This window comes from Actinoplanes sp. NPDC020271 (assembly GCF_044388125.1).
Lineage (GTDB): Bacteria > Actinomycetota > Actinomycetes > Mycobacteriales > Micromonosporaceae > Actinoplanes.
In genome coordinates, this window is record NZ_JBIRWQ010000001.1 from 598816 (window position 1) to 621817 (window position 23002).

The 23002-nt window shown below is 71.8% G+C and carries 18 protein-coding genes; 8 read left to right on the forward strand and 10 right to left on the reverse strand.

Going from position 1 to position 23002, the window contains the following annotated elements; translation table 11 throughout:
* Positions 1-33: 33 nt before the first annotated feature.
* Positions 34-1458 (forward strand): type I glutamate--ammonia ligase, encoded by a 1425-nt coding sequence (glnA, locus tag ACH442_RS02585; RefSeq protein ID WP_396120781.1) that lies wholly within the window; start codon positions 34-36, stop codon positions 1456-1458.
* Between the two features lie 235 nt (positions 1459-1693).
* Complete coding sequence (locus ACH442_RS02590; protein WP_396120782.1) at positions 1694-4888, forward strand: BTAD domain-containing putative transcriptional regulator; 3195 nt, start codon at positions 1694-1696, stop codon at positions 4886-4888.
* Here ACH442_RS02590 and ACH442_RS02595 read toward each other — a convergent pair.
* From ACH442_RS02595 to mptB, 4 genes are all read right to left on the reverse strand, one after another.
* A complete protein-coding gene (locus ACH442_RS02595; protein ID WP_396120783.1) occupies positions 4835-5596 on the reverse strand; it encodes an ABC transporter permease in 762 nt (253 codons plus the stop codon). The two genes, ACH442_RS02590 and ACH442_RS02595, sit on opposite strands and share 54 nt — an antisense overlap.
* Before the next feature lie 55 nt (positions 5597-5651).
* A complete protein-coding gene (locus ACH442_RS02600) occupies positions 5652-6590 on the reverse strand; it encodes an ATP-binding cassette domain-containing protein (RefSeq protein WP_396120784.1) in 939 nt (312 codons plus the stop codon).
* A gap of 91 nt (positions 6591-6681) precedes the next feature.
* On the reverse strand, positions 6682-7872 hold the full coding sequence (locus ACH442_RS02605) for a glycosyltransferase 87 family protein (RefSeq protein WP_396120785.1): 1191 nt from the start codon (positions 7870-7872) through the stop codon (positions 6682-6684).
* Positions 7799-9193, reverse strand: a complete 1395-nt coding sequence (gene mptB, locus ACH442_RS02610; protein WP_396120786.1) for a polyprenol phosphomannose-dependent alpha 1,6 mannosyltransferase MptB — start codon at positions 9191-9193, stop codon at positions 7799-7801. The genes ACH442_RS02605 and mptB overlap by 74 nt, the downstream gene beginning before the upstream one ends.
* Positions 9194-9251: 58 nt before the next feature.
* On the opposite strand from mptB, the gene ACH442_RS02615 reads away from it, so the two are divergent.
* Positions 9252-9452, forward strand: a complete 201-nt coding sequence (locus ACH442_RS02615; protein ID WP_396120787.1) for a hypothetical protein — start codon at positions 9252-9254, stop codon at positions 9450-9452.
* Positions 9453-10316: 864 nt separating this feature from the next.
* Here ACH442_RS02615 and ACH442_RS02620 read toward each other — a convergent pair.
* On the reverse strand, positions 10317-10523 hold the full coding sequence (locus ACH442_RS02620) for a hypothetical protein (RefSeq protein WP_396120788.1): 207 nt from the start codon (positions 10521-10523) through the stop codon (positions 10317-10319).
* A 68-nt stretch (positions 10524-10591) separates the two neighbouring features.
* Between ACH442_RS02620 and ACH442_RS02625 the strand changes: the two genes are divergently transcribed.
* Positions 10592-11023 carry a MarR family winged helix-turn-helix transcriptional regulator gene (locus ACH442_RS02625; protein ID WP_396120789.1) on the forward strand — a complete coding sequence of 144 codons (432 nt, stop codon included), beginning with the start codon at positions 10592-10594 and terminating at the stop codon, positions 11021-11023.
* A 53-nt stretch (positions 11024-11076) separates the two neighbouring features.
* On the opposite strand, the gene ACH442_RS02630 is transcribed toward ACH442_RS02625, so the two are convergent.
* Positions 11077-14031: a bifunctional [glutamine synthetase] adenylyltransferase/[glutamine synthetase]-adenylyl-L-tyrosine phosphorylase gene (locus tag ACH442_RS02630; protein ID WP_396120790.1), complete on the reverse strand. Its 2955-nt coding sequence runs from the start codon at positions 14029-14031 to the stop codon at positions 11077-11079.
* Position 14032: 1 nt separating this feature from the next.
* Complete coding sequence (locus ACH442_RS02635; protein ID WP_396120791.1) at positions 14033-14809, reverse strand: type 1 glutamine amidotransferase; 777 nt, start codon at positions 14807-14809, stop codon at positions 14033-14035.
* A gap of 92 nt (positions 14810-14901) precedes the next feature.
* Between ACH442_RS02635 and ACH442_RS02640 the strand changes: the two genes are divergently transcribed.
* Entirely contained in the window at positions 14902-15276 is a 375-nt protein-coding gene (locus ACH442_RS02640) for a VOC family protein (RefSeq protein WP_396120792.1), read from the forward strand.
* A 572-nt stretch (positions 15277-15848) separates the two neighbouring features.
* Here the strand turns inward: ACH442_RS02640 and ACH442_RS02645 are convergent.
* Positions 15849-16592 carry a helix-turn-helix transcriptional regulator gene (locus ACH442_RS02645; protein ID WP_396120793.1) on the reverse strand — a complete coding sequence of 248 codons (744 nt, stop codon included), beginning with the start codon at positions 16590-16592 and terminating at the stop codon, positions 15849-15851.
* 42 nt (positions 16593-16634) lie between these two features.
* On the opposite strand from ACH442_RS02645, the gene ACH442_RS02650 reads away from it, so the two are divergent.
* Positions 16635-17780 (forward strand): low temperature requirement protein A, encoded by a 1146-nt coding sequence (locus tag ACH442_RS02650; RefSeq protein WP_396120794.1) that lies wholly within the window; start codon positions 16635-16637, stop codon positions 17778-17780.
* Between the two features lie 175 nt (positions 17781-17955).
* On the opposite strand, the gene ACH442_RS02655 is transcribed toward ACH442_RS02650, so the two are convergent.
* Complete coding sequence (locus ACH442_RS02655; protein ID WP_396120795.1) at positions 17956-18381, reverse strand: DUF350 domain-containing protein; 426 nt, start codon at positions 18379-18381, stop codon at positions 17956-17958.
* Positions 18382-18709: 328 nt separating this feature from the next.
* Entirely contained in the window at positions 18710-20062 is a 1353-nt protein-coding gene (locus tag ACH442_RS02660; RefSeq protein WP_396120796.1) for a glutamine synthetase family protein, read from the reverse strand.
* Positions 20063-20174: 112 nt separating this feature from the next.
* Here ACH442_RS02660 and ACH442_RS02665 point away from each other — a divergent pair, with 112 nt between their 5' ends.
* Complete coding sequence (locus tag ACH442_RS02665) at positions 20175-21956, forward strand: NAD+ synthase (protein ID WP_396120797.1); 1782 nt, start codon at positions 20175-20177, stop codon at positions 21954-21956.
* 143 nt (positions 21957-22099) lie between these two features.
* Positions 22100-22930: a 3-methyl-2-oxobutanoate hydroxymethyltransferase gene (panB, locus tag ACH442_RS02670; protein ID WP_396120798.1), complete on the forward strand. Its 831-nt coding sequence runs from the start codon at positions 22100-22102 to the stop codon at positions 22928-22930.
* Positions 22931-23002 lie beyond the last annotated feature (72 nt).

A 23002-nucleotide genomic window follows, 5' to 3' on the forward strand; every position in this document is an offset into this window, starting at 1 on the left:
GCCCGGTATCGGAAAACTGTGCCAGGAGGACGTGTGTTCGCCAATCCCGAGGAACTCCTGCGATACCTCAAAGACGAGGACGTCAAGTTCGTCGACGTACGTTTCTGTGACCTTCCCGGCGTGATGCAGCACTTCAACATCCCGGTGGAGTCGTTCGACGACAGTGTGGCAACCGACGGCCTCGCCTTCGACGGGTCCTCGATCCGCGGCTTCCAGGCCATCCACGAGTCCGACATGATGCTGCTGCCGGACGTCGCGACCGCCTTCGTCGACCCCTTCCGGATCCAGAAGACGCTCGCGCTGAACTTCTTCATCCACGACCCGTTCACCCGTGAGGCCTACTCGCGTGACCCGCGGAACGTGGCCAAGAAGGCCGAGGCGTACCTCGCCTCCAGCGGCATCGCCGACACCGCCTACTTCGGCGCCGAGGCGGAGTTCTACATCTTCGACTCGATCCGCCACGAGACCTCCGCGAACCAGGCGTTCTACTACATCGACTCGATCGAGGGCGCGTGGAACTCCGGCCGCGAGGAGGAGGGTGGCAACCGCGGGTACAAGACCGCGTACAAGGGTGGCTACTTCCCGGTCTCCCCGGTCGACCACTACGCCGACCTGCGCGACGCCATGGTCCGCCGTCTCGTCGACACCGGCTTCACCGTCGAGCGCTCGCACCACGAGGTCGGCACCGCCGGCCAGGGCGAGATCAACTACAAGTTCTCGACGCTGCTGCACGCCGGCGACCAGATGCAGCTGTTCAAGTACATCATCAAGAACACCGCGTGGGAGCACGGCAAGACGGCGACGTTCATGCCGAAGCCGCTCTTCGGTGACAACGGCTCCGGCATGCACACCCACCAGAGCCTCTGGCTCAGCGGCGAGCCGCTGTTCTACGACGAGACCGGGTACGCGGGTCTGTCCGACACCGCTCGCTGGTACATCGGCGGCCTGCTGCACCACGCGCCGTCGCTGCTCGCGTTCACCAACCCGACCGTCAACTCGTACCGGCGCCTGGTCCCCGGCTACGAGGCCCCGGTCAACCTGGTCTACTCGCAGCGTAACCGTTCCGCCTGTACCCGCATCCCGGTGACCGGCAGCAACCCGAAGGCCAAGCGCGTCGAGTTCCGTGTGCCGGACCCGTCGTCGAACCCGTACCTGGCGTTCTCGGCCCAGATGATGGCCGGCCTCGACGGCATCAAGAACAAGATCGAGCCCCCGGCTCCGATCGACAAGGACCTCTACGACCTGCCGCCGGAGGAGTGGGGCAGCGTCAAGCAGGTGCCGGGCTCCCTGGACGCCGTGCTCAACTCCCTGGAGAACGACCACGACTTCCTCACCGCCGGTGGCGTCTTCACCGACGACCTGATCTCCACCTGGATCGACTACAAGCGGACCAACGAGATCGACCCGGTCCGCCTGCGCCCCACCCCGCACGAGTTCGAGATGTACTACAACGTCTGATCTGCCCGGAGACGGCGGTCCCGTCCGGCCCTGCGCCGGCGTGGCCGCCGTCTCGTCGTTCCCGGCCAGATCAAACCCAAGATCAACCCCAGTTTCCGGTACGCCGTGAATGCCAGTTCCCGGGCCGCCTCGTGAATTTCGTCGATGTCCCGTCCACGCGCCCGCGTCTCCGGCCCGGCGCTCGCCCGGAGACGCGGGTTCCCCGGGCGACGAGCGAGCAGGCAGAATCGACGGGGTGGACATCGCGGTGCTCGGGCCGGTCGAGGTGCGCTCCGGCTCCGGGGAGGTCATGCCGATCGCCGGCTCGCGATTGCGTACTCTCCTGGTCCTTCTCGCCCTGGAGGCCGGCCGCAGCGTCTCGGTGGACCGGCTGATCGACGGGGTCTGGGGTGACGCGCCGCCGGCCGCGGCCGTGAACGCGCTGCAGGCGCTGGTGTCACGGCTGCGCCGCGCCGCGCCCGGGTTGCGGGTCGAGGCCACCCCGGCCGGTTATCGCCTGGTGATCGAGCCGGATCGGGTGGACGTCTTCCGGTTCGAGCGGTGCGAGCCGGGCGAGGCGTTGCGGCTGTGGCGCGGTGAGCTGGAGTTCCCGGAGGTCGCGGAGGCGGAGGCGGTCCGGCTGCGGCGGTTGCGGCTGCAGGCGGAGAAGGCCTGGCTGATGTCCGAGATGGCCCAGCGGGACGTGACGCCCGAGCTGGAGGCGCTGGCCGCGGCGCACCCGCTCGACGAGCCGCTCGCCGCCCTGCTGATCAGGGCGTTGTGGCGGGCCGGCAGTCCGGGGCGCGCGCTGGAGGTGTTCGAGCGGATCCGTCGTCGGCTGGCCGAGCAGCTCGGGGCCGATCCTTCTCCCGAGTTGGCCCGGCTGCACGTGGACCTGTTGCGGGAGCAGCCGGTCGGGCCGCGCGGGAACCTGCCGGCCGAGTTGAGCAGCTTCGTCGGGCGGGCGGCCGACGTCCGTGCGGTCCGCGCCCTGATCGGAGCGCACCGCCTGGTCACGCTGACCGGCCCGGGCGGCAGCGGGAAGACGCGGCTGTCGGTCGAGGTCGCGGCCCGGCTGCCGGGTCGGGTGTGGCGGGCCGAGCTTGCTCCGGTCCGGGACCCGGCCGAACTCCCCCAGGCGATCCTGACCGCTTTGGATCTGCGCGAGCAGATACACCTGAGCACCGGGCGCGAAAGCATCGGGCGCGACAGCATCGGGCGCGACAGCACGGGCCGCGACAGCATCGGGCGCGACAGCACCGGCCGCGACAGCACCGCGCAGAGAAAAGCCGGACGAGAGGAAGCCGCGCGGGAGAGCGCCGGGCGCGAAACCCTGGCCCGGCTGCGTGACGCGGTCGCCACCCGCGAGATGGTCCTGGTCCTGGACAACTGCGAGCATCTGATCGACGCCGCCGCCGAGGTCGCCGACGTGCTGCTGCGGGCCGCGCCGGGGCTGCGTCTGCTGACGACGAGCCGGGAGCCGCTGGGCCTGCCGGGTGAGGCGTTGTTCCCGGTCGAGCCGCTGGCGCTGCCTCCGGTGGGGGCGGACACGGCGACCGCGAGCGGTTTCGCGGCGGTGCGCCTGCTGTTGGATCGCGCGGCCGGGTTCATACTCACGGACGGGAACGTGGCGCCGGTGGTGCGGATCTGCCGCGCGCTGGACGGGATGCCGCTGGCGATCGAGCTGGCCGCGGCCCGCTTGCGTACGCTTCCGGCCGCCGTTCTCGCCGATCGCCTGGCCGACCGGTTCCGCCTGCTCACCGGGGGGAGCCGGGCCGCGCTGCCGCGTCATCAGACGCTGCGCGCGGTGGTCGACTGGAGCTGGGATCTGCTGTCCGATCAGGAGCGACGCTTGTGGCGACGGCTGGCGGCGTTCCCCGGTGGCGCCGATGTGACCGCGGTCGAGCAGGTGTGCGCGGCCGATCTCGACCTGCTGGGCGCGCTGGTCGACAAGTCGTTGCTGGTCCTGGGCACGGACGGGCGGTACCGGATGTTGGAGACGATCCGGGAGTACGGCCTGGAGCGTCTCGCCGAGTCCGGCGAGGCCGAGCCGTTGCGCCGGTCGATCGCCGCCCATCTGCTGGCCCTGGCCCGGGAGGCGGAGCCGCATCTGCGCCGCGCCGAGCAGCTGGAGTGGATGGCCCGGCTGCGCGCCGAGCACGACAACCTGCACGCCTCGCTGCGGGCCGCGCTCTCCGCCGGCGACCGGGCCACCGCGGTCGCGCTGGTCGCGAACCTGGGCTGGTACTGGTGGCTGTGCGGGCACCGGTCGGAGGGCGCGGCGCTGTGCACCGAGGCGCTGGCGCTGGACGGGCCGGTGGACCGGCAGGAGCTGGCGCTGGCGTACACGCTCGCGGCGCTCAACGGCGTCGAGGGGCCGATGAACTTCGTCGAGGTGAAGGCGTCCTTCAACCGGGCGCTGGAGATCGCCGATCCGCACCGGGACGGCCATCCCGGCCTGCGGATGCTGGGCCTGGTGGCGGCGCTGTACCAGACCCGCCGGGCCGATGCCGAGCGCGCCGCCGCGCAGATCGCGGAGGATCCGGACCCGTGGCTGCGCGCGATCGCCAGGATGATCATCGGGCAGGTGCGGATCAACTTCGGCGAGCCGGCCGAGGTGGCCGAGGCCGACCTGCGTTCGGCGCTGGACGGGTTCCGCGCGGTCGGCGACCGGTGGGGCATCGGGTTCACGCTGAGCGCGCTGGCCGACCTGACCGCCGCTCGCGGCGACTTCGCGCAGGCGGTGGGCTGGCAGCGGGAGGCGATCGAACTGCTGGAGGCGGTCGGCATCCGGGAGGAGGTGCCGCAGATGAAGGCGAAGCTGGCGGTGCAGCTCTGGCTCGGCGGCGAGCGCGAGGAGGCGTACCGGGCGGTCGAGGACGCTCGGCGGTACGCCCTCGACCAGGGTATTCCGGAGATCATGGCGTCGGTGCACCACGCGCACGCGACGATCGCCCGTGCGGAGGGCCGGCTGGACGAGGCCCGGGAGCAGGTGGACCGGACCGACCGGCTGATCGCCGATTCGACGCTGGCGCCGCAGTTCCGGGCGATGATGCACAGCAGCCGGGGGCTGATCGAAGCGGCGGCCGGGAACCTCGGCCTGGCGCGCGCCGGCCACGAGCGGGCGCTGCGGATCGCCGTGGCCACGCGCGACTCGCCGGTGATCGCGCAGGTGCTGGCCGGCTGGGCGGATCTGGTGCTGCGTCAGGGCGACCCGGAGCGCGCGGCGTTCCTGCTGGGCGCTTCCGAGTCGGTCCGGGGCTCGTCCGACCGTACCGTCGACGAGGGTTTGATCGTCGAACGCGAGGCCCGCGCCGCACTGGGCGACGCGGGCTTCGACGTCGCGTTCAGTCGCGGCGACGGGATCACGATGGCCACGGCCCTCGAAGCGGCGGGGTTAGACCCGGCGGCGGAAGGCGCGGACCGAGAGCGGGGCGAAGACCGCCAGTAGCACGGCGGCCCAGATCAGGGAGTGGATCACCGGGCCGGCCACCGGACCGCCGGTGAGCAGGCCACGGGTCGCCCCGGCCAGCACGCTGGTCGGGTTGGCCTCGGCGAACGTCCGCAGCCAGCCGGGCATGGTCTCCGGCCGGACGAACGCGCTGCTGGCGAACGTGACCGGGAAGATCAGCACGAAGCCGAAGATCTGCACCTTGTCCGGTTCGTCGACCAGCATCGCGACCAGCACCGAGATCCACGAGGCGGCCACCGCGAAGAGCAGCAGCAACGCGAACGCGGCGAGCGCCTGGAGCGGCCCGGTGCCGATGCGGAAGCCGAGCAGCGCGCCGACCGCCAGCAGCAGTACGAGCGCCCAGGCCTGCTTGATCACGTCGGCCACGATCCGGCCGGCCAGCGGCGCGAAGCGGGCGATCGGCAGTGATCGCAATCGGTCGAAGACGCCCTTGTTGATGTCGGTGTTCAGGCCGACGCCGGTGTTCATGGTGGCGAAGAGCATGTTCTGCACGATGATCCCGGGCAGCGCGAACGCCAGGTACTCCTTCGGCGAGCCGGCCAGCTGACCACCGAAGACATACGTGAAGAGCAGCAGGAACATCACCGGCTGGAGGCTGAAGTCCATCAGCTCGAACGGGTTGTGCTTGATCTGCACCAGCGTCCGCCAGGCCAGCGTGCCGGTGTTCCGCAAAGCCGTCGTGCTCACGCCGTGCCTCCGATCGCGTGCTCTCCTGGCCCTTGCTCCGCTGCGGTGCGGCCGATCACGCGGATGCTCCCGTCAGGCTCAGGAAGACCTCGTCCAGGCTGGGGTTCCGCAGCGACAACTCGGCGACCACCAGCCCGGCGTCGTCCAGCCGCCTAACCAGGACGGCGAGCGCGCCCGGGTCGGCGACCGGCGCGGCCACGATCTCGCCGCTGACGTCGACCGGCCCGGAGGCGACCCGGCGCACCTCCGCGGCCACTTTCTCAAGATCATTCAAACTGCCCGGGCGTACGGTCACGGTCTGCGCCCCCGTCCGGGCCTTGAGCTGCTCGGGCGTGCCGGTGGCGATCACCCGCCCCTGATCGATCACCACGATCTCGTCGGCCAGCTGGTCCGCCTCGTCCAGGTACTGCGTGGTGAGCAGCACGGTCACCCCGTCGGCGACCAGCCCGCGGACGATGTCCCACACGTCGTTGCGGCTGCGCGGGTCGAGCCCGGTGGTCGGCTCGTCGAGGAAGAGCAGCCGCGGGTCGCCGACGAGGCTGGCGGCGAGGTCGAGGCGGCGCCGCATGCCGCCGGAGTACTTGCCGGCCGCGCGGTCGGCGGCGTCGGTCAGGTCGAAGCGGCCGAGCAGTTGCGTCGCGCGGGCGCGCGCCGAGCGGCGCGAGAGGCCGAGCAGCCGGCCGATCATCAGCAGGTTCTCGAAGCCGGTGAGCTGCTCGTCGACCGAGGCGTACTGCCCGGTGAGCCCGATCAGCTCGCGCACCTCGTGCGCCTGCCGGACGACGTCGAACCCGCCGACGGTGGCGCGCCCGGCGTCCGGCTGGATCAGCGTGGCCAGAATCCGGACCGCGGTGGTCTTGCCGGCGCCGTTCGGCCCGAGCAGCCCGAGCACGGTGCCGGGGCGGACCGTGAGGTCCACCCCGGCCAGCGCGGTGGTGTCGCCGTAGCGTTTCACCAGGCCCTCGACCTGGATCGCGGTGGTGTCATCTCGCATGCGTCACACCGTGCCGGTGACCGCTGACACGGCGCTGACATGCGTTGACGTACGCGTCAGAGCAGGGTGCCCAGGTCCCGGCGGACCGCGGTCACCGCGTCGGTGCGCCCGTTGCCCCCACCTGGCTCTCCAGGACATCCTCCGGTACCTCGGCAGGAGCCGAACTGCGGATGCCGACCGGTGTCCAGACCAGCAGAGCCAGGCTCAACAGGACATAGATGTTGCCGCCGAGGATGTGCACGGGCGGGAACGGCGGGTTCTCCCAGAGCCAGGTCAGGTGCGAGGTCATCAGGACGTACGAGCCGATCGCCACGAACAGGGGCAGGCGGCTCGCCCCCCGCCAACCGAGTGCCACGCAACGGACCAGTGCCGGGATCAGCCAGACGCAGTGGTGGATCCAGGTGACCGGGCTGACCAGGCAGCCGATCACGCCGGTCAGGGCCAGCCCGCCGACCACGTCGTCGCGCGTCTTGTAGCAGCGCACACCCCACCAGACCAGGGTGGCCAGCACGAGGACCAGCCAGATCTTGGATTCCCACTCGTCCCAGGGCAGCCGGGCGACCATGCCGCGCAGCGACTGGTTGGAGAGGAACTCCAGCGAGCCGACCCGGTTGGTGTCCCACAGCGCCGACGTCCAGAACTCGCGGGACGCGTCCGGGAAGAGCGCGCCGGCCAGCACGGTCGCGCCGGTCGCGGCGCCGATCGCGGTGCCGGCCGCCTTCCACCGGCGGGTCACCAGCAGGTACAGGATGAACACGCCCGGGGTCAGCTTGATCGCGGTCGCCAGCCCGATGCCGATACCGCCCCACCAGCGGTCACGTGCCACCCCGAACAGCATGTCGGCGGCGACCAGGGTGAGCAGCAGCATGTTGACCTGACCGAAGCTGAACGTCTCCCGCACCGGCTCGAACGCCAGCACCAGGCAGAACGTCACCCCGTAGCTGAGCCAGAGCGGGTACTTCAGGGTCTGCAGGAACGGCCCGGCCAGCCAGTGGACCAGCACACCGGCGGTGATCACCGTGCCCGCCGAGGCGAGCACCACGACGACCGGGAACGGCAGCACCGACATCGGTGACATCACCAGCCCCGCGAACGGTGGGTAGGTGAACCCGTACGGTGTCAGCGGCTTCAGCCAGTCGTAGACCATTCCACCGTCGCGGAACCAGTACTGCACCGCACCGTAATAGACCTCGGAATCGAAGAAATTGTTACGGTTCCAGGCCACGAACATCAGCGCCACCGCGGCCAGCGCCGACACGACCAGGATCAAAATTCGCTTCATGCAGCACTTTCCACATTAGATATCCGGCGAGCACAGTCATACCGACGGCGCCCGGCGCCTTGGTGGCGAGGGCGAGGTTGTATCCGTCGGGCAGGCAGAGCACGGCCGCCACCGCGACCGGGACGATAAGCCATCGTGTCTCCCGGCTCAGCGTCGCGGCCAGAAGTGTAAAGGGCCAGATCGCGTACCACGGATGGAAGACCGGTGCGAGTAGCACCGTCGCGGTCATCGCGAGCGCGGCGTGCCACAGCGGGTCGCCGCCGCGCCAGGCCCGGCGAAACAGCCACACCAGCACCCCGGCCAGCGCGACGATCCCGAGCACCCGGGTCACCGCGACGGCGTGCGGCACCCCGATCAGTTCCAGCGTCATCCCGACGGCGGTCGGCGGCGAGGTCCACTGCACCGAGACGCCGCTGTCGGCCAGCGCGCCGACCCAGCCCAGGCCGAGCCCGGAGCCGAGCGAGACCGCCACCAGCGCGCCGACCGCTCCCCCGGCCAGTTCCAGACCCGCCCGCCACCAGGGCCGGGGGATCCGGAACAACGCGAAGGGCAGCGCGACCACCGCGGTCGCCTTCACGCCGACCGCGAGCCCGAACAGAACGCCGGCCGACCGGCCCCGACCGGTCGCGGCCACGGCGAGGCCGCCGGCCAGCAGCGCCACCATCACCGCGTCATTGTGCGTCCCGGACACCAGGTGGATGAGCAGAAGCGGACATGCGAGCACCAGCCACACCGCCCGTTCCGCCGGGACGCCGGCCCGGCGGGCCAGCCGCGGCAGGCACGCGCCGATCGCCACGACACCCAGCACCGCGATCAGCCGGAGCAGCGCGACGGTCCCGGCCAGCGAGCCGCCGAGCTTCGCCGCGGCCGCCGCCAGCACCAGGAAGACCGGGCCGTAGGGCGCCGGGGCAGCCCGCCAGGTCGGCGCGACGGCGTCGGCCCAGGGACAACCCAGAAGATCAACCCCGCCCGCGTACGGGTTGAGCCCGGCCGCCTGCTGCCACCCCTGACAGGCGTAGGAGTAGGCGTCGTAGCTCCCCAGCGGCAGGAACGGCAGCAGTGGCAGCGCCCACAACCCGGCCGTCACGTAGGCCCACCGCACCGACGGCACCGACCGCCGCCCGGCCACCCACGCGCCGAGCAGCAGCGGGACGCCGAGCACCCAGCAGAGCGGCAGCAGCACCCCGTTCTCCCCGCGGAAGACGGTGAGCGGAGTCACAGTCGGTTCCCACGGCCGGTGGGCGCCGCCCAGGCAGGCCGCGCCCGCCAACAGGGCGCTACCTGCGAGCCCCGTGTATCGGACGAGGGACGGACGGGACATGGCGACGACCCTACCGTGACAGGCAGCAACGTACGGGGCAGCCGGTGCTGTCGGCGCGATGAGGTCTGTGCGCCGGGTCGCACGGCTGGTCACGGTGGTGGCCACCGTCCTCGCCGGCTTCTACCCGGCCGCACCCCGGATGGGCTCCGACCTGGCCGCCCGGGTGGCGCGGGCCGCATGCTTCGCCGCGCACGGGTACACCCCGATCGACCTGCGGTGGTACGGCGGGGGTGAACCAGCCCGGTGTCGCAGCCCGTGATGGCCCTGCCCGGGGTACGGGTCACCGGAGCGCTACACCGTGACCCTCGGCTCGGTGCTGCTCGTCACCCTGCTCCGGCGGGGCGGCTGTGGGCGGCCGGGCCGCTGGGCGTGGCGGGACTCACCGGGAAGCTGGGGAGCGGGCGGGTGACGTACGGGCGCCGCGCGCGCTGGTCGCCCTCACGTTCCGGCCCGGTCGCGCCGCGACGGCCGCCGCGGTGGTGCCGGCCGCGTTCGCCTCCGCGACCAGTCCCGTCGTCGCCCTGTTCCCCGGCCTGACCGGCGCCGCCCTCCGCTTCACCCGCCACCGCCCGCCCCGGACACCCCCACACCCGGCTGGGCGGTGGGGTGCCTCACGCCACGCGCGGCACCGCCACGGGCCGGCCGCGCGTGGGTGCCCAGCCCCTCAGGGGTGCCCCATGGCCCGCGAGACGCACCCACAGCGCGTGCGGGTGCGCGTCCACCGGGACCCGCCGGCTGGCCGCCCCGGACGGCGCTCGAGTGATCAAAGACGGACAGTGGAGGATCGTGCGGGCGCACCGCCGGGACGGTACGCGGTGTCCGGTTGGGCTCCGCCGGTGTTCGACGGGATGGACGACATCGCCTGCCCGGCCGGGCGCCCGACCCGACTCGAGCCCGGCCGAGCCGCCGGCCGCGAGCAGTTGGCCGCCCCGGCCTACCGGAGCGGTCGGGCTGCTCCAGGCCGTGGACGGGTTTACTGCCCGGACCGGGACCACCCACGGACGTCGCCCTTGCGGGCCTCGCGTTCAGGGCCGGCCACGGCCCTGCGAGGACCGGAAGGGTCCCCGCGGGAGCGACGATCTGGACCACAGCGGACCCAGGACATGAAGATCTTGAAGGTGCTCTAGGAGCGCGCAGCGCGCTTGCGTTCCCGCTGCTCACGCGTGTACTGCTTGCGGCGTTCGAGGTCCGCCTTCCAGCCTTCGCGGGCGAATTCGTCGCAGCCCTGGACCGCGCCCTTCGTCTGCGCGGGGCCGATCATGGAGCGGAACCACATGTCGTCGAAGGTCTCATGGAACCACTGGGCGAACCGATCCTGGAAGTTGGCCACGACGCCCTCCTCAATAGTTTGTGCCCCAACTATTGGTACACTAACCCACGACCTGAGGAGAATCCCAAGTGAGTGATGAAGACCCCCTGGCTCTGGAGCGGCAGGTCTGCTTCGCCCTCTCGGTCGCCGCGCGCAGCGTGGTGGCGATCTACCGCCCGCTGCTGGAGCCGATGGGCCTGACCCACCCGCAGTACCTGGTGATGCTGGCCCTGTGGGGGGAGTCGCCGCTCACCGTGCGCCGGCTCAGCGAGCTGCTGGCGCTCGACCCGGGCACGCTGTCCCCGCTGCTCAAGCGCCTCGAGGCGATCGGTTACCTGCGCCGCGAGCGGGACCGGGCCGACGAGCGCAGCCTCGCCATCACGCTGACCGGCAGTGGTCAGGCGCTGCGGGAGGAGGCGCTGAAGATCCCGCCGGCGGTCGTCGCCCGGCTCGGCCTGCCGATCGAGGACCTGCAGAAGCTGCACGCCTCCCTGACCACGGTGATCGCCGCGGCGCTATGAGAAGCGCACCGCGAGAAGCCGCACCATGAGAAGCCGCGTCATGAGAAGACGCGTCATGAGAAGACGCGCTCCATAGCGGCCCGCGACCTCCGCGTCGTCCGCAGATAGCCGTCCACGAACTCGCCCGGATCACCCCCGCCGAGCAGCAGCACCGTGCCGGCCAGCTCCACCCCGTGCGCCGGCAGCTGATCGGTCGGGCGCCCCTTGACCAGCGTCAACGCGTTGCGCACCTGCGCCGCCAGGGTCCACCCGGCCGCCATCTCCTCGGCATCACCCGGCGTGACCAGCCCGGCCTCGCGGGCGGCCGTGAGCGCTTCCAGCGTCTTCGTGCAGCGCAGCCCCGGCACCTCGAACGCGTGCCGCAGCTGCAACAGTTGCACCGCCCACTCCACGTCGGCGAGCCCGCCCCGGCCCAGCTTGGTGTGCGTGTTCGGGTCGGCGCCGCGGGGCAGCCGTTCGGTCTCGACGCGCGCCTTGATGCGCCGGATCTCCACGACCTGTTCGCGGCTGAGCCCTTCGCCGGGGTAACGCTTCGTGTCGGCGAGCGCCTCGAACGCCCGCCCCAGCTCCTCGGAGCCGCAGACGAACCGGGCCCGCAGCAGCGCCTGCGCCTCCCACAGCTTGGACCAGCGGTCGTAGTACTGCTGGTACGCCTGCAGGCTGCGCACCAGCGGCCCCTGCCGCCCCTCGGGGCGCAGGTCGGCGTCGATGCCGAGCGCCGGGTCGGGCGCGGGCGCGTTGAGCAGCCGGCGCATCTCCTCGGCGATGGCGTGGGCGGCGGACTCCTCCCCGTTGTCGAAGACGAACAGCACGTCGGCGTCCGAGGGGTAGCTCATCTCGTAGCCACCGAGCCGGCCCATGCCGATCACCGCGAACCGCATCCCGGGCGGACCGGGCTTGGCTCGCCGGGCGATGACCAGCGCCGCGTTCAGCGTGGCGTCGGTGACCGCGGAGAGCGCCTCCCCGAGCTCGTGCACGTCGAACGGGTGAGCCGGGGCGAGATCACCGGCCTGGCTGAGAATGTCGGCGCAGGCCAGCCGGAACAGCTCACGACGGCGCAACGCCCGGACCGCCGCGATCGCCTTCACCGGGTCACCGGCGTGCCGCTCGGCGGCCGCGGCGAACCCCTCGATCAGCTTCTCGCGGGAGCGGGGCTGCAGCTCCGGGTCGTCGGCGAGCAGGCGCAACGCTTCCGGGTCGCGGGTGAGCAGGTCGGTCGCGTACCGCGAGAGGCCGATCACGCGGGCCAGCCGCCGGGCGACCGGGCCACCGTCGCGCAGCAGGCGCAGGTACCACGGCGTACTGCCGAGCTTGTCCGACACCTGGCGGTAGTTGAGCAGGCCCCGATCCGGCTCGGGGGCGTCGGCGAAGTCCTGCAGCAGCATCGGCAGCAACGTGCGCTGGATCGCCGAGGTGCGGGTCACGCCACCGGTCAGCGCCTCCAGGTGCCGCAGCGCGCCGGCCGGGTCGGCGAACCCGAGGATCTCCAGCCGTTTCCGGGCCGACGCCGGGGTCATCCGCAGCGCCTCGGCCGGCACCCGGGCCACCGCTTCGAGCAGCGGCCGGTAGAGCAGCTTGACGTGCAGGCGCCGGACGTTCGCGGCGTGCCCGACCCAGTCGGAGCGGAACGCCTCGACCGCGTCCTGCCCGGGCAGCGCGGTGTAGCCGAGAGCGGCGGCCAGCCAGCGCACCCCGGCCGGGTCGTCGGGGACGGTGTGCGTGCGTTTCAGTTGTTGCAACTGCAGCCGGTGCTCGACGGCGCGCAGGAACCGGTAGCCCCGGAGCAGCGTCTCGCCGTCCTGCCGGCCCACATATCCCCCGGCGACCAGCGCACGCAGGGCCGGCAGGGTGCCCGGCAGCCGCAGCGTCTCGTCGACCCGGCCGTGCACCAGCTGCAGCAACTGGACCGCGAACTCGATGTCGCGCAGCCCGCCAGGTCCGCGTTTGATCTCCCGGTCCAGCTCCTTGGCCGGCACGTTGTCGATGATCCGGCGGCGCATGTCGCGCACGTCGGCGACTGCCTCGGGCCGCTCGGCGGCGTGCCAGACCAGCGGCGCCAGGTCGGCCAGCCACTCGCTCGCCAGGGCCAGGTCACCGGCGGCCGGGCGGGCCTTGAGCAGCGCCTGGAACTCCCAGGTGCGGGCCCAGCGCCGGTAGTACGCCTGGTGGCTGGCGAGCGTCCGGACCAGCGGCCCACGGCTGCCCTCGGGTCGCAGCGCGGCGTCCACCGGCCAGGCCACCTGCCCGCAGATCTCCATCAGCCGCGCCGCAATCGTGGTCCCGGCCTGCAGGTCCTCGTCCCCGGCGGCCACGAAGATCACGTCGACGTCGGAGACGTAGTTCAGCTCGTTGCCGCCGCACTTGCCCATCGCGACCACCGCGAGGCGCGGCTCGGGCAGCCCCTCCAGCGCGATCGAATACGCCGCGGCCAGCGTCTCGTCGGCGAGGGTGGACAGCGCCGCCATCGTCGGCTCCAGCCCGCGCCCGCCGGTCAGGTCCGCGGCCGCGATCCGGAGCAGGGAGATCCGGTACGCCCGCCGCAACGCCGGAACCGTCAGGGCGTCGAGCTCGAGGTGGCCCTCCGGGTCCGGCGGGAGGCCGCTCTTGGTCGTTGCCAGCGCGCGCCACTCCTGCTCGTTGGCGACCAGGTGATCGCCGAGCGTCGACGACGCGCCGAGGACCGCGATCAGACGCCGGCGCAACCCGTGATCGGAGTAGAGCTCGTCGAGCAGCTCACGGGTCGCCGCGTTCTCGGTGATGTCACCGGCCGGGCCGGTCGGGCGCCCGCCGTTGGCCCGCTCGGCGGCCCGCGACACCGAGTCGGCCAGCCGGTGCAGCTGGCGCAACGCCAGGTCGGGGTCGGCGGCCCGGGACAGGGCGTGGATCAGCTCGGCGGCGGCCGTCCCGGCCGGGCCGTCGGTCTCCCACAGCCGCAGGCCGCGCGGGCCGAGAAGCTCGGCACCGCTGTCGGCGAAGCCGTACCGCGCCAGGCGCGTGGGCCGGGCCACGTCAGTGCCCCAGCAGCGGCAACGTCTTGGCCGGCGGCAGATCCGCGTCCGGCAGGGTGCCCAGCGCCAGCGCGGCGAACCGGGCCGCGAACGGCTGCCACACCTCCTCGACGTCGGGCAGGATGTCGGCGACCGCCATCACGACCGCCTCCGCGTCATAGCCCAACTCGTCCAGGTCGTCGGCGCCCAGGCGGGTCCAGTCGGCCATCATCGCGGCGTCGCACTCGATGTGGAACTGCGTGCCCCAGGCCCGGTCACCGATCCGGAACGCCTGATGCGGGTAGCGGCTGGAGGCGGCCAGCAACGTCGCGTTCAGCGGCAGCTCGGTGATCTCGTCCCGATGCCACTGGATCACGTCGGGCAGCAGCGGAACCCACTTGAACAGCGGATCCGTGTCGGCCGCGTCGCGCTTGCCGACCAGGCCCGGCCCGATCTCCGGCCCGGACGGGCTGCGCTCCACCTGACCGCCGTGCGCCCGGGCCAGCAACTGCCCGCCGAGACAGACGCCGAGCGTCGGCACCCGGTGCCGGACCGCCTTGCGCAGCAGCCCCTCCAGCGCCGGGAACCACGGCGCACCCGGAGTGCCGGCCGCATCCGGACAGGCACTCTGATCGCCGCCGAGCACGACCAGCGCCGCGAACGCCTCCAAGCTCTCGGGCAGCTCGTCCCCCGCGTGCGGACGCAGGACGGTGAGCGGAAGACCGGCCTCGGTCAGCCAGTCCCCGAGGCGGCGGAGATCGTCGGTCGGATCGTTCTCGATGACAAGCGCAGTGACCACCCGTCGAGGCTAACCCGGCAAACACCGACAGGACGTTGTCGGGGCGACCCCGCAGAGTTCCTTCCGACGAACTTCCCCGTGAAGGAGACATCATGAGCATCGGTTGGATCGAAGTCGGCGCGGACCGCCCGGAGGAGTCCGAACGCTTCTACGGCGACGTCTTCGGCTGGACCTTCGCCGACGACGGCAACTCGATCGGCCCGGACGGCAAGCCGTACCGGATCGTCACCGGCCCCGACGGCGGCGCCCCGCTCGGCGGCTTCTACGGCACCGGCGGCAAGGTCCCCCAGCAGGCGATCTTCCTGATCCTGGTGGCCGACACCGAAGCCGCCTGCCGCCAGGCCGAAGCCCACGGCGGCAAAGTCCTGGTCGGGCCACAGCGCGAACCCAGCGGCCTGACCTTCGCCCGCCTCAGCGACCCCACCGGCAACCTGTTCGGCGTCTTCACCCCGCCGCCTCGCCCCTGAAAGATCGAATTCTTCATGTCCCACGTCCGCTGTGGTCCTTCTCCGCCGCTCCCGCGGGGACCCTTGCGGGCCTCGCAGGGCCGTGGCCGGCCCTGAACGCGAGACCCTCCAGGGCGACCTCCGTGGGTGGTTCCGCTCAGAGCAACGAACCCGTCCACAGCTCCCGCCCCGGCCCCGGTCCCGCCGCGGCCACCCGTCGACCGGCTCGGCCGGGCCGGAGAGTGCCGCTCGTCCGAGCCCGCGAGGTGGGCGGTCGGTCACTGTTGCGGCCGCGGGGCCCCCGGGCGGGCGCGCCCCCCGCCCCCCCCCCCCCCGCCCCCCCCGCCCGCGCCCCCCCCCCGGGGGGGGGGGCCGGGCGGGGGGGGGGGGGGGGCGGGCGCCCGGGGGGGCCGGCGGCGGCCCCCCCCCCCCCCCCCCCCCCCCCCCCCAACCCCGGGACGAGCACGCGCAGTGGGCTCACGCGAGGGCGTGACCGCGACGGCAACCCCCGCGACGAGCTCCCGCCAGGACTCCGCCGCGACCGGGCCACGAGCCGGTGCAGCGGGCTCGAGCCAGGCGGATCGGTCCGGCAGTCATCCGGCGATCCTGACAGGCCCCGCGGGAGTCGAGGCACCGGGTGCGAGCACCAGCGCCAGCCGCTCCCGCATGGCCCGCGGAATGTCCAGATCGTCTTCCGGGAACGTCCGTGGTGGTGCCGGCTCCCGCGTCGGGGTCACGCTGGTGATCCGGTCGGTCCGGAAGATCCGCACCGACTCGCGCAGCCGGCACCAGGCGATCAGATACCACTGCTCGCGGATCCCGACGTAGCCCAGCGGCTCGATGTCCCGGGTGGTCACCGCGCCGGCCCGGTCGGCGTAGCCGATCCGCAGCACCCGGCCGACCGGGAGCGCACCGACCGCCGCGCGGGGCATCGACGCCGGCGCCGACCCGTCGACCAGGTGAATCCGGTCGGCGAGGGCCTGCGCGGCGGCCGCGTCGTCGGCCCGCATCGCCGCGACCAGTTTGCGCAGCGCGCTCGCCGCGGCCTGACGGAACGGCGTCCCGTCGAGCCGGCGCAGGGCGAGCGCCATCGCGACCGCCTCCTCGGGCGTGAGGTTGACCGGCGGCAGCGTGTGCGCCCGATCCAGGCAGTAACCCCCGGTGCGGCCGGGCTCGGCGTAGATCGGCGTGCCGGACTGCTGCAGGGCGGAGATGTCCCGCTCGACCGTGCGGACGCTCACCTCGAAGCGCTCGGCGAGCCAGCGGGCGCTGCGCGGGCGGGGCGCGACCGCCCGTAACTCCTCGACGAGCGCATACAGCCGGTCAGTACGGTTCACACGGGGCACGTTAGACCGGGGGTACGACATACTCTCTCGGTCATGACGCAGGAGTCCCCCGGTGTCCGGGTGTCCACGCTGGAGCTCTTCTTCGATCTGGTCTTCGTCTTCACGGTGACCCAGCTCGCCGGCACGCTCGCTCACCATCTGACCCTGTCCGGCCTCGTCGACGTGGTGCTGGTCCTGTTCGTGGTCTGGTGGATGTACTCGGGGTACGCGTGGCTCACCAACGCCGTCGCCCCGACCACCACCACGCGGCGCACGCTGCTGCTCGCCGGGATGGCCGGGTTCATGGTGATGGCGCTGGCCATCCCGGAGGCGTTCACCGAGTACGGATGGCTGTTCGGCCTCGGCTACCTGGTCGTCGACATCGCTCATTCGGTGCTGTTCCTGCAGGCCGGTCCGGCCGCGGTGCGGATGATGCGCACGCTCGGCCCGCTGAACCTGCTGGCCGCGCTGCTGGTGCTGGCCGGCGGTCTGCTGCCGGAGCCGTGGCGGCACCTGTGCTGGCTGGCCGCCCCGCTGGTCCAGGTCTCGGCGGGTTACCTGCATCCGGTGGAGATGCACACGATCTCGGCCGGTCACTTCGTCGAACGGCACAGCCTCGTCATGATCATCGCGATCGGCGAGTCGGTGCTGGCCATCGGGGTCGGCGCCACCGGTCTGGAGCTCGACGGCGGCCTGATCCTGGCCGCGCTGCTGGCCCTGGCCGTGGCGTACTACCTGTGGTGGGCCTATTTCGCCGACGGCGACCGCCGCTCCGAGCACGTCCTGGCCGAGGCCGACGACCCGGCCCGCCGCGCGCGGCTGGCCTTGAACGCCTGGGGCTACGCCCACCTGCCGATGCTCCTGGGCATCGTGATCACCGCGGTCGGCATCAAGAAGACGCTCGGCCACGCGTTCGACGCCCTGCACTGGGACGAGGCCGTGACCCTGGGCGGCGGCGTCGCCCTCTATCTGGCCGGCCACGCGATCTTCCTGCGGGTGCTGCGCCTGCCCGGCGCCCCGTACCGTCTCGCGGTGGCCGCGTTGTGCCTGGCCACCATCCCGCTCGGCCACTACTTGGCGGTGGCCCAGCTCGGCGCGGTCGCCGTCGTCCTCGCCGCCGGCGCCATCACCGAGGACATCCCCCGCGTCCGCCGCGCCGGCCTCGTCGACGCCATCGGAGACTTCGGCCGAGGCGCCTGAAACCCCTGATCCGGTACGCCGCGAGCCCGCGCCCACGCGCCCGCAAGTTGGTCAGTGCTCCCGCCGGCACGGCGACCACGCCGGGCTTCGCGCAGCGGGCGGCTGGGGCGGGAGCGGGAGCAGGGTCGCGTGGGGGTGCCACGGGACCCCGCTCACGACGTACGCGCGAAGGGTTTTACGCGATGCAGGCGCAGACGATCAGAGCGGCGCCGAAGTGGGATGCCGCGCTGACCAGGGCGCCGCCGTGGAAGGTGTCGGTGCAGATGACCTCGCCGAGCTTGCCGGGGGTCATCCAGTCGAGCACCTTGAAGGCGAGACCCATGATCGCGATGCCGAGGAGGCCGAAGAGCAGCGTCGACGCCAGGCCCTGACCGAACGAGTCGTAGGTCGTCCAGATGGCGGTGAACACGATCGCGGCGATGCCGAGCTGGTTCGCGGCGAGCAGCAGGGACGCGTTCGGGTTGCGCTCGGCCCAGATCAGATCGCGCAGTTTGCCCGGCGTGAGCAGGTCGATCAGCACATAACCGACGGCCATCAGACCGATCCCGATCAGGCCGAAGACTATGCTCCGCCCGGCCCCGTCCAGCAGATCCTGCAGCACAGCCACTCCCCCTTGTCGCATGACGTCAGAGGAGACCGTACCCCGTGTGACAAAACTTCGTGGCACGGCGCTGTAGCAATGGGGCCCGGCTGCCCGCCTGGCCGGACGGCGGAGGCCTGAGGTCGGCACCGGAGGACCCCGACGCTGTCGTGCGCGCCGCGCAGGGCAGCGACGAGGACGCGTTCCGGCAGCTCGGCGAGCGGCAGGCCCGGCCCGGCCGGCCCAGCGGCTCCCGCGCACATCGCCGGAACCGAACCAGCCAGCGGCGGCGGTCCGCACGGGCCGTCGCCGCCTGGCGTTCACCTCGACATCAGAGGGCGGCAGAGACTCAGAGCGCGCCCAGGTACCGCTGACGCTCGTACGGCGTGACCTCGCGGCGGAACTGCTCCCACTCGGCCCGCTTGTTGCGCAGGAAGTAGTCGAAGACGTGCTCGCCGAGCACCTCGGCGACCAGCTCGGAGCCGGCCATCACGTCGATCGCCTCGGACAGGTTCTCCGGCAGCGCTTCGTACCCCGCGGCCTTGCGCTCGGCCGGCGACAGCGACCACACGTCGTCCTCGGCGCCCGGGGGCAGCTCGTAGCCTTCCTCGATGCCCTTGAGGCCGGCACCGAGCATCACCGCGAACGCCAGGTACGGGTTGGCGGCGGAGTCGATCGAGCGCACCTCGACGCGGGCCGAGCTGGGCTTGCCGAACGCGGGGACGCGGACCAGGGCGGACCGGTTCAGGTGGCCCCAGCTGACGAACGCCGGCGACTCGGTGATCCGGTCCGGCAGCTGCATCGGGAAGAGCCGCTTGTACGAGTTGACCCACTGGTTGGTGATCGCCGTGTATTCCCGGGCGTGCACCAGCTGGCCGGCGATGAACGCGCGAGCGGTCTTGGACAGCCGCTGCGGGTCCTCGCTGTCGTAGAACGCGTTGCGCTCCCCCTCCATCAGCGAGAGGTGGGTGTGCATGCCGGAGCCCGGCTGGTCGGTGTACGGCTTCGGCATGAAGGTGGCTCGCACGCCCTGCGAGAGCGCCACCTCCTTCACCACGTGCCGGAACGTCATGATGTTGTCGGCGGTGGTCAGCGCGTCCGCGTAGCGCAGGTCGATCTCCTGCTGGCCGGGGGCGACCTCGTGGTGGCTGAACTCGACGGAGATGCCGATCCGCTCCAGGGCCAGCACGGCCTGGCGGCGGAAGTCGCGCGCGACCGCGTGCGTGGTGTGGTCGAAGTAGCCACCGGCGTCGACCGGGACCGGCACCGAGCCGTCGTTCGGCCCGTCCTGCACCAGGAAGAACTCGACCTCGGGGTGGGTGTAGAAGGTGAAGCCCTTCTCCGCCGCCTTGGCCAGGCCGCGGCGCAGCACGTGGCGCGGGTCGGCCCAGGCCGGGCTGCCGTCGGGGAGCAGGATGTCGCAGAACATCCGGGCGCTCTCGCCGCTGCCGCCGCCCTCGAACGGGAAGACCTGGAAGGTGGTCGGGTCCGGCATGGCGACCATGTCCGACTCGAAGACCCGGGCGAAGCCCTCGATCGCCGAGCCGTCGATGCCGATACCCTCCTCGAAGGCGGACTCCAGCTCGGCCGGGGCCACCGACACGCTCTTCAGCGTGCCGAGGACATCGGTGAACCAGAGCCGGACAAAACGGATGTCGCGCTCCTCGAGCGTACGAAGCACGAACTCCTGCTGTCGGTCCACTTCCACCCCTTGTCCGGTGTCGATCCTTCTGGGCCGAGACTACGCTGACCTCGGCCTGTGACGTCGGCCCGGGTCGGGATCCCCACCCGGCCCGTTGGGGAAGAATGAACGCATGCCAACGTTGCGCATCGCCCTCGCTCAGGTGAATTCCACGGTCGGCGACATCGCCGGCAATGCGGCCGCGATCCGCCGCTGGTCCCGGGAGGCCGCGGACTCCGGCGCGCACCTGGTCGCCTTCCCGGAGATGATGCTGACCGGCTATCCGATCGAGGACCTGGTCTTCCGCAACTCGTTCGTCGACGCCTCCCGGCAGGCACTGCGGTCGCTCGCCGCCGGCCTGGCCGCGGACGGGCTGGGCGAGCTGGCCGTCGTGGTCGGTTACGTCGACGCCGACGGCCCGGCCCGGATCAGCTCGGACGCCACGCCCGGCACCGGCCGGCGGGACGCCTCCGCGCTGCTGCACCGGGGTGCGGTGGTGGCGACGTACTTCAAGCACCACCTGCCGAACTACGGCGTCTTCGACGAGGACCGTTACTTCGAGCCGGGTGACTCGCTGACCGTGGTCCGGCTCGGCGGGGTCGACGTGGCGCTGACCGTCTGCGAGGACATCTGGCAGGCCGGCGGGCCGTTCACGGCGGCGCGGCGGGCCGGGGTGGGGCTCGTCGTCAACATCAACGCTTCGCCGTACGAGTTGAACAAGGACGACGTCCGGCTGCCGCTCGTGCAGCGCCGGGCGGCGGAGGCGGGCGCGACGGTGGCGTACGTGAACATGATCGGCGGGCAGGACGAGCTGGTCTTCGACGGGGACTCCATGATCGTCGGGCCCGATGGTGAGCTTCTCGCCCGGGCGGGACAGTTCACCGAGGAACTGCTGGTGCACGATCTCGATCTGCCGGCGGCTGATGCCGTACCGAACAATTCCGGGTCGACCGATGCGGCGAAGCCGCGAGTCGAGCAGGAGATCCCGCAAGAGATGCCGATAAATCGGACTTCGGTCGACGGCTCGTTCGGCGCGCTCACCGATCGTCGCGACGCGGGAATCACCGACCGCGTCTCCGACGAGGCCGAGGTCTGGTCCGCCCTGGTCCTGGGCCTGCGTGACTACGTGAACAAGAACGGCTTCCGCTCGGTGATCCTCGGCCTCTCCGGTGGCATCGACTCCGCCGTCGTCGCCGCGATCGCCGTCGACGCGCTCGGCCCGGAGCGGGTCACCGGCGTCTCCCTGCCCAGCGGCTACTCCTCCGAGCACTCCAAGGACGACGCTGCCGACCTGGCCAAACGCACCGGCCTGACCTACCGCACGGAACCGATCCAGCCGATGGTCGACGCGTTCCTGGCCAACATGACGCTCTCCGGCGTCACGGTGGAGAACCTGCAGGCCCGCGTCCGCGGAGTGATTCTGATGGCACTTTCCAACCAGGACGGGCACCTCGTGCTCACCACCGGCAACAAGAGTGAACTGGCGGTCGGCTACTCCACGCTCTACGGCGACTCGGTCGGCGGCTTCAACCCGCTCAAGGACGTGCCGAAGTCGATGGTCTGGCAGCTCGCACGCTGGCGCAACACGCAGGGCGAGCCGCCCATCCCGGAGAACTCGATCACCAAGGCGCCCAGCGCCGAGCTGCGGCCGGACCAGAAGGACTCGGACTCGCTGCCCGACTACGCCGTGCTTGACCCGATCATCAAGGGGTATGTGGACCACGACCTCGGTCGCGACGAGCTGATCGCGGACGGCAACGACCCGGCGCTGGTCGACCGGGTGCTGCGGATGGTCGACCTGGCCGAGTACAAGCGCCGCCAGTCGGCTCCGGGCACCAAGATTTCCGGCAAGGCTTTCGGCCGCGACCGGCGTCTTCCCATCACCAACAGGTTTCGCCAGGGGGAGAGCCGTTAGTCCGCTCCAGGGGCGGGGCCGGGGTGGTGGGACGGGGTGTGACGCCTTCCACTGAGCCCTCGTTCTACCGGCCGCACTGGTGCGACGATTCTCCCCAGACCCGGGGACCGCATCAGGCGGCCTCGAGGGAGGAGAGTGACGACATGTCGGAGATTCCGACTTTGTACGGAGGGCCGGCCACCCGCCGCGTCCGCACCCGTGACCTGGTGAACGCGAAGATCCGGGGCGACCGCTGGCCGATGCTCACGTCCTACGACCAGTACACCGCCTCGATCTTCGACCAGTCCGGCGTACCGGTGCTGCTCGTCGGCGACTCGGCGGCCAACAACGTCTACGGCTACGAGACCACCGTCCAGATCACCGTCGACGAACTGTTGCCGCTGGTCAAAGCCGTGGTCCGGGCGACCAAGACGGCGCTGATCGTCGGTGACCTGCCGTTCGGCAGCTACGAGGAGAGCCCCGCGCAGGCGCTGCGCACCGCCGTCCGCTTCATGAAGGAGGGCGGCTGCCACGCGGTCAAACTCGAGGGCGGCCGCCGGATGGCCCCGCAGATCGAGGCGATCACCAGCGCCGGCATCCCCGTGATGGCGCACATCGGCTTCACCCCGCAACGCGAGCACACCATCGGCGGCTACCGCGTCCAGGGCCGGGAGAACGAGGGCGCCGAGGTGATCTCCGACGCTCGCGCGGTCGCCGACGCGGGCGCGTTCGCCGTCGTCCTCGAGATGGTCCCCGGCGAGGTCTCCAAGCAGATCACCAAGGAACTGGCGATCCCCACGGTCGGCATCGGCGCCGGTCCCGACACCGACGCCCAGGTGCTGGTCTGGCAGGACATGGCCGGGCTGCGCACCGGCAAGGCGCCGCGCTTCGTCAAGCGTTACGCCGACCTGGCGGGCGCGCTGACCGAGGCGACGCGGCAGTTCGCGGAAGAGGTCCGCAGCGGCGAGTTCCCGGCCGCGGAGCACACCTTCTGAAACCCGACCGATTTTCCCGTACGCCGTGAGCCCGGCCCCGCGGCACGCCTGCGCGGGGCCGGGCCACCTCGA